Origin of the sequence: Leucobacter iarius, assembly GCF_039530105.1 — a bacterium.
Taxonomy (GTDB): Bacteria; Actinomycetota; Actinomycetes; order Actinomycetales; family Microbacteriaceae; genus Leucobacter; species Leucobacter iarius.
In genome coordinates this window covers 1-721 of the sequence record NZ_BAAAOB010000013.1, presented here as the reverse complement: position 1 = coordinate 721, position 721 = coordinate 1, and the positions used below count along the sequence as shown (strand labels likewise).

The window sequence follows — 721 nt, the reverse complement described above, 5'->3', positions numbered from 1 at the left end:
CATCATCCGGGAGCCTGGCGACAAAGGATTGGTCGATTTTCAATGTGGTGATGGGGCAGCATTTCAGATGTTGCAGGCAGGAATAGCCGGTGCCGAAGTCGTCGGCGGCGAAGCGCACGCCGATGGCGCGCAAGGCGTCGAAACTGGCGAACAGGGCTGGATTGCCGAATGCGACCGATTCGGTCAGTTCGATCTCCAGAAGCTCGGCGGGCAGGGCCATATCGGCCAGCACCCGCTTTACCTCGTCGTCGAACGTTGGCCCAACCTGGCTGGCGGACACATTGATGGCAAGACGGAACGGTTGCCATGCCGGTCCTTGCCACTTGTGCATCTGGCGACAGGCCTCGCCCAGCACCCACGCGCCTATTTCCGGCATCAGGCCGAACGACTCGGCCAGCGGCAGGAACTGGCCGGGCGGCAACAGGCCAAGCCTCGGATGCCGCCAGCGCATCAACGCTTCCGCGCCAGCGATCCGGTGATCGCGCAGATCGACCAGCGGCTGGTAATGCAGGTCAAGCTGTCCGCGCGCCGCCGCCTGCGCCAACTCGGCCGCCGTCCATCCGGCGGGCTGCGAACTCGTCATGATCCGCCCCGGAAGGCGCGCAGCAGCCGCGTTACGGCCAGAACGAACAAGCCGGTCAGCGCGAGCGCGGCAACACCCCAATGCTCGCCAAGGAAGGCACCGGCGGTCGTCCCGGCCAGCACGGCGGCGAGAATCGGC

At 66.0% G+C, this 721-nt stretch carries 2 protein-coding genes; both read right to left on the bottom strand.

Annotated features, from left to right (window positions below; translation table 11 throughout):
* Positions 1-583, bottom strand: a 583-nt coding sequence (locus ABD169_RS16045; protein ID WP_344033617.1) for an EAL domain-containing protein, incomplete at its 3' end; no start/stop codon positions are given.
* Positions 580-717: a hypothetical protein gene (locus tag ABD169_RS16040; RefSeq protein WP_425560986.1), complete on the bottom strand. Its 138-nt coding sequence runs from the start codon at positions 715-717 to the stop codon at positions 580-582. The genes ABD169_RS16040 and ABD169_RS16045, both read right to left, overlap by 4 nt.
* Positions 718-721: the final 4 nt, after the last annotated feature.